At 54.4% G+C, this 5,735-nt stretch carries 5 protein-coding genes and 1 pseudogene; 4 read left to right on the top strand and 2 right to left on the bottom strand.

Features of this window, described 5'->3' with window-relative positions; translation table 11 throughout:
• The 3 genes from H0485_RS21965 to H0485_RS20805 all read left to right on the top strand — a co-directional run.
• On the top strand, positions 1-109 hold a 109-nt coding region (locus H0485_RS21965; RefSeq protein ID WP_354002472.1), incomplete at its 5' end, for an IS3 family transposase.
• A 359-nt stretch (positions 110-468) separates the two neighbouring features.
• Positions 469-696, top strand: a complete 228-nt coding sequence (locus H0485_RS20810) for a helix-turn-helix domain-containing protein (protein WP_226937815.1) — start codon at positions 469-471, stop codon at positions 694-696.
• On the top strand, positions 675-1,745 hold the full coding sequence (locus H0485_RS20805) for a tyrosine-type recombinase/integrase (protein ID WP_226937814.1): 1,071 nt from the start codon (positions 675-677) through the stop codon (positions 1,743-1,745). The genes H0485_RS20810 and H0485_RS20805 overlap by 22 nt, the downstream gene beginning before the upstream one ends.
• A gap of 207 nt (positions 1,746-1,952) precedes the next feature.
• On the opposite strand, the gene H0485_RS20800 is transcribed toward H0485_RS20805, so the two are convergent.
• Complete coding sequence (locus H0485_RS20800; RefSeq protein WP_226937813.1) at positions 1,953-2,270, bottom strand: hypothetical protein; 318 nt, start codon at positions 2,268-2,270, stop codon at positions 1,953-1,955.
• A 38-nt stretch (positions 2,271-2,308) separates the two neighbouring features.
• On the opposite strand from H0485_RS20800, the gene H0485_RS20795 reads away from it, so the two are divergent.
• Positions 2,309-3,541 (top strand): DNA polymerase Y family protein, encoded by a 1,233-nt coding sequence (locus H0485_RS20795; protein ID WP_226937812.1) that lies wholly within the window; start codon positions 2,309-2,311, stop codon positions 3,539-3,541.
• Between the two features lie 374 nt (positions 3,542-3,915).
• On the opposite strand, the pseudogene H0485_RS22065 reads toward H0485_RS20795, so the two are convergent.
• A pseudogene (locus H0485_RS22065) lies at positions 3,916-5,306 on the bottom strand (P-loop ATPase, Sll1717 family).
• Between the last annotated feature and the right edge of the window lie 429 nt (positions 5,307-5,735).

The raw sequence follows: 5,735 nt of genomic DNA, 5'->3' as shown, positions 1-5,735 counted from the left end.
CGACTACATCGAGATGTTCTATAACCCCAAGCGAAAGCATGCGAGAAACGGCATGCTCTCACCAGTAGAGTTCGAACGCCGCCAGGCGATGACACACGAAGGTGTCTAAGAAACTCGGGGCTATTCATTCCATGCCAGAACCCATCCCTGCTATCGATCGGCTGGAATGGGTTAGGGACCTGTCACCGGCAAGGTCAGAAGACTGTGGCTTTGAGCCCTTAGCAGACGGTCAGGCGAAGTGCCTATACACAAGGTCGGTTGGATCCGGGCGCGGGGCATCTCCGTCAAGAGTTGCCCCTATCCGCTCCGCCAGCCTGCCCAAGCCAAGACCCTCGCTCGCAAACTCGGGCTCAAAGACTGGGAGCTGTGCCCCGCTGGCACAACGCCCGCGACGATGCTGGAAACCACCACACAGAGCCGTGAGCGGCTGAAAGCGCTCGGTGTTTACGAAATGATTGGAGGGTGAATATGGGAAAGCATGCGCACATCAGCTACCAGCCCCGCCTGCTAGGGGCAGCTGAGGCTGCCGCATACATGGGGGTCAGCGAAACCAAGTTGCGCGGACTGAACATCCCTCGCCGCATGATGGATGGAAGGAGGCTCTTTGATCGTTTTGATCTCGACCGATTCGCGTCCGATCTTCCCTATGAAAAAGATACACTTGGAGAGAACACATGCGACGCGGTCTTCGACTGAGCGGCATCAAGTCTGTCGTCAAAAAAAACGGCCAGCGCTACCTCTATCGACGGGTCGGCGACCAGCTGATCCCCTTGCCGAATTTGCCGGAAAATCACCCAGCGTTTGTCGCTGCCTATGTCGAGGCAGGTAAAGTGGCGCCACGGTCGAGAGTGGCTGAGGGAAGCATCGCGGCCCTTATCACGCTTTATCTGGCGTCTTCAGAATATCGGCGCATGGCGGACAGCACACGGGCTGTCTGGCGTAGAACTCTTAGCAAAATCAGTGAACAACGCGGCGTAGCTCTTGTGAAAGACCTGCGAACGGAACATCTGCGCAAGGATATCCGAGCATTTACACCCGGAGCGGCCCAGAACCGGCTGAAAGCCTGGCGTTCAATCCTTAAGTACGCACTTGAAGAAGGCTGGATAACCACTGATCCATCAACGGGAATTCGTGCAGCACGAGGTGAGGTATCACCTCATCGGCAATGGACTGAGAAGGAAATTGAACAATTTCGCGCGTTTTGGATGAGAGGGTCTCCAGAACGTATTGCTTTTGAAGTGATTTACTGGACTGGCGCGCGCTGCGTCGATGCCGTCACACTTGGCTGGCAGAAAGTCGATAGAGAAGGTTGGCTCAGCTTCACCCAGGCTAAGACTAAGGGCCCGGCCACCTGCCCAATCCGCGCCCTCCCGCATTGGGCAGCCCCAATGTCAAATGATCACGCTCACCTGATCGACGCTCTGCCTTCAGATCGAATACTGTGGATCGTGACTGGCACCGGCCGAGCACGCAGCGTGAAGGGATTGTCACAGTGGGTGAGCGCAATCGCTTCGGAGGCGGGCTTGCCAGTTGACTGTACCGCTCACGGCTTACGTAAGGCCCGAGCCGCAGCCCTTGCTATCGCCGGAGCAACTACATCACAAATCGGAGCCTGGACTGGCCATAGCAGCCTGAGCGAAATTGCACATTACACCAAGCAGGCAGACCAAAAGGGCATACTCGGAGCGGAACGGGAACAAATAGTTGGAAACCAGATAGGAAAGTTTCCAAAGAGTTCTGATTAATCGTTTATAATCAATGACATTTTGGGAGATTGGCGCACCCGACAGGATTCGAACCTGTGACCCCTGCCTTCGGAGGGCGGTTTCGGGGCATATGTTCTATTAATTCCCCTCGTTTACATGGTGTTTGTTCATGGTTGATGGCAGTTCATTTTGCTCCAACCTGTTACACGTAACAGATACTATGCTACGAGCGGATACTCCGGCTTCTCACCGCAGCCGCGCTGCAACCCCCGTCTCAAGCAACCCGACGATACGGCTAAGCTCTCGCGCCCGGTCAGGCGCTTCTGGCAGAGACAGTGCCCGGCCCCAGGCCCTCTCCAGATCACGCCCCTTCGGATGGGTCCGTGACACGACGCCAAGGGCATAATTCAGATCGTGATCATCTCTCAGATCTTCATCGGCCGTCCTGTCGCAGGCCGCGCGCAGCGCCTCAAGCGACAATGACAATGCCTCGTTACCGGCGATCTGCTCAGACCAGGCACCGCCAAAGGCAACGTTCCGCAGCTGCGCTTTTCTGTCCATCATTGCCCCCTTGCCAAGGTGAACAAATATAGAACACATGGGTGACCATTTCCAGCTACGAGGTCTTGGTCATGGGGCCGTTCCGCACACTATACCTCGACATGAACAGCTTCTTCGCGTCGGTCGAGCAGCAGCTCGATCCCACGATTCGAGGCAGGCCTGTCGCAATCACAGCGATGGAGAATGAAAAGGGCTGCTGTGTCGCGGCCAGCTATGAAGCGAAAGCGTTTGGCATAAAGACCGGCACCAGCGTTCCCGATGCCCGCCGCCTCTGCCCGGGCATTGTGTTCCTGCCAAGCCGGCACCGCCTCTATGTCCGCTATAACCTGCGCGTGGCAGCGGTGCTTGATCGCTTCGCTGAGCTGGAGCGGATCCGCTCGGTCGATGAGTTTCAGCTCGGCCTCTCAGGAGAGGCCACCACCCTGCCCGGCGCGCGTGATCTGGTCACCAGCCTGAAAGCAGCTGTGGCGGCCGAGGTCGGAGCCTGCCTGCGCTTCTCGGCCGGGATTGGCCCAAATCACCTGCTCGCCAAAATCGCAGGCAAGCTGGAGAAGCCGGATGGCTGCCAGTGGCTCGGCCCGGAGAATATGCCGGACCGGATCGCGCATCTGGCTCTCGATGATCTGCCCGGGATCTCGCGCAAAATGCGGGCCAGGCTGGAAGCGGCCGGCATCACAACCATGACCCGGCTGTGCCAGCTCGATCCACGCCATGCCCGTGCGATCTGGCGCAGCGTTGAGGGCGAGCGCTTTGTCCGGGCGCTGCAGGGCGAACATATTCCCCTCCTCGACACCCAGCGCGGCGGCTACGGTAACAGCAAGGTGCTGGCGCCCGAGTTTCGCAGGCCACAGGAGGCCTATATGGTTTCACGATGGCTGATTGAGAAAGCCACAGCCCGGCTGCGCCGTGATGGCCGGACCGCGGCCCGCTTCACGCTTCAGCTCGCCCCGATGGGCGCTGCAACCATTGCCGGATCGATCAAATGCGCGCCATCACAGGACACGCTCACCTTCATGCGGATCAACCGCGGCCTCTGGCGCGCGGCCTGGCCGAAGATCCGGCACATGAAACTGGCCATGATCGGAGTTAACCTCACCGAGGTAGAGATGTTATCGAACCGGAGTGGCGATCTGCTGAGACCTCTGCGTCCGGGCGAGCTGAGCCGGGCCGAGCGCGCCTCAAAAGCTGCAGACTTCATCAACGCGCGCTTTGGCGCCGGGACCATCTCCCTCGGACTGAACCAGCCGCACCCGGGGTTCTTTGAGCGAGGGTGACTTGCAGCAAAGGGCGGAAAGCGGTCAGACGGGAGCGCGGCGTGGCGACCGCAGCGATACCGGAAAAGCGGCCATCGGTGAGCGGTGCGGCGTTCTTTCTGCCCGGTGGGGCAGACAGGCTTTAAGGTGAGGTCAGCACCAATCACTGAACTGAGCGAAAAGGGCGCGGAGGGAGTCAAAGTTAGTAGAGAGGGCCATTAGCGGCACCTCTGGCTGAACAGCGAGCGATTGCCCGGGTGCCAAGGCTGTTACAGTGCAACTCAAGAACGGAGTCTCGTTACACCTGTAGAGTATGCTTGACGCAAACTGCGAGAGATTGGCCGTCCGCCAGCGCACTCCTGTCAGACAGCCAATTTATGCAATTCCAAACAGTATTAAGGCGCAATCCCCGGAACAAGTGATAGATGCTTCCAGAGTGACTTATGTATAGCCATTCTTTCTTGGTCGTTTAGTGTGGTGTTGCCCCGAAATATCCATCGGTCTCGCCGTTCGTTTTTTCCCATTGCAGTCTTTACAAGGAAGTTGTTCCCTATCACGCCAATTCGGTAGAGGTCCGTTAATATGCCGTCGACGCCCTTCCTTTTAAATAGATCGGAAACAAAAGAATCTTTCGAGTATCTAACCTTCACTCTGTTCTCGATGTGCGACTTAAAGAATAGAGTGCTAAACCCCAAAAAGAACCTTTGAAGTGCTGAGATCTCTGCAGGGGAATAGGTCGCGAGAAGCTCTTCGGTTATCTCTAGCCACGTCTGTCTAGAAAATTCCAGCGCTGTTTCATCAAAATGAGCGCTGGTGAATTTTTCACTTTGATCATCGTAGCTTCTTGCAACCCTAAGAAGTCTCACTATGTCTCGCGGCCTGTAGTATGAGGACCGTAGGATGAATTTATGGCACTCTTGATTGTTTATGTTCTCTGGAAATACTCTTGTCCACACCTCACCTTCGGGAATCCCTGTGGAGGTGGATATTTTTTTGCCATCAAGGCGAGTAGTGGATGATTTGGCCCATCGCTAGCGTCTGACCAATCAACCTTGTCTCCAAAATCATCAACTTCCTTGCTTATCTCGTGGCCGAGCTCAAGTATAGAGTGTAAAACCTCAGAGCGAAGTGTGGAAATTAGGAAAAGTGATCTTCCATTTTCTGCAGAGTCTGCGTTAATCTGAGATATTACATAAATTAGATCACGTAATATCCTGCGATCTCGATCAAATTGATCTTGAGTCTGATGGACCAGCTCAAGCTCATCGAATAAAAGGTAGACCCCTGTACCAAAGTCAATGTCATTTAACAGCTTTGCGCAGACGCGGTTTGCATTTGCAGGTGAAACAGAAATAGTGTCTGATTTTTGCTCGCCCTCTATTCCGAGACTGACGGCCACGCCATACGCTTCGCCGCTCAAGGTGAGCTTTCCGGAGCTTATTTTTGAAAATAGGGCACCTAGCGTTCCCCCGACGTGAGAAGTTGCTACTCCTGTTAGTTTGTATAGTTTTTCAGCTGCTGGCCCCTGAAAATCTTTATCATGAAGTATCCCTGCCACTTTCTGATATATCATCCATTTCCAGGATTCCTTGAAGTCCTGGGTGAAAGATGAAACACCTTCGGTGCTAAGTATTTGAAACCCAGCACCCCTAGAAAGGCCTTGGCGATCCTCCTCACTGCCGTGAGACTTGAATAAAATTACTTCCGATTGGCGGTTACTTTTGGATATCTTTTCGTGCAGGTACCTCAAAAGAGCCGTCTTCCCGGCGCCTTTGAGGCCATAAATGAAGTACTTTTGCCCTTCAAGAAAATCATCGACATCGATCTTTCTTGGTGTGGTGAATGACCTCTAGAAATCGTCCGACCCTGTACGCATTTGCTTCAAGATCTCATTCTTGGCGTCGACTTCGCCCAGATATATATCTTTGATTTTCATGTATTATTCCAAGTTTGACGTCCAAGGCGTTGCCTTATCAGCCTATCCTATGATGCTAAGCTCTCACAAAACAAGATACGATGAAATTTTGGGAACCTCTCACATCTATCTTAGCCTCAGACGTGATGAAGTCATGAGTGGGATTTTCTTGAGTAAGCCTGCGGTGAGGGCCGTCTGCTCTGATTGAGCAAATGGTCTTAAGGCATTGCCTTATGGCATGCGCTTCAGTTGTTTCACCAATCGAGATTTTCGCCGCCGATGAGGTTGGCCGTCGTCGGC

This window comes from Pseudogemmobacter faecipullorum, from assembly GCF_020539525.1.
Taxonomy (GTDB): domain Bacteria; phylum Pseudomonadota; class Alphaproteobacteria; order Rhodobacterales; family Rhodobacteraceae; genus Pseudogemmobacter; species Pseudogemmobacter faecipullorum.
The sequence above is the reverse complement of the archived record's forward strand: the minus strand, read 5'-3'. Positions and strand labels throughout refer to the sequence as shown.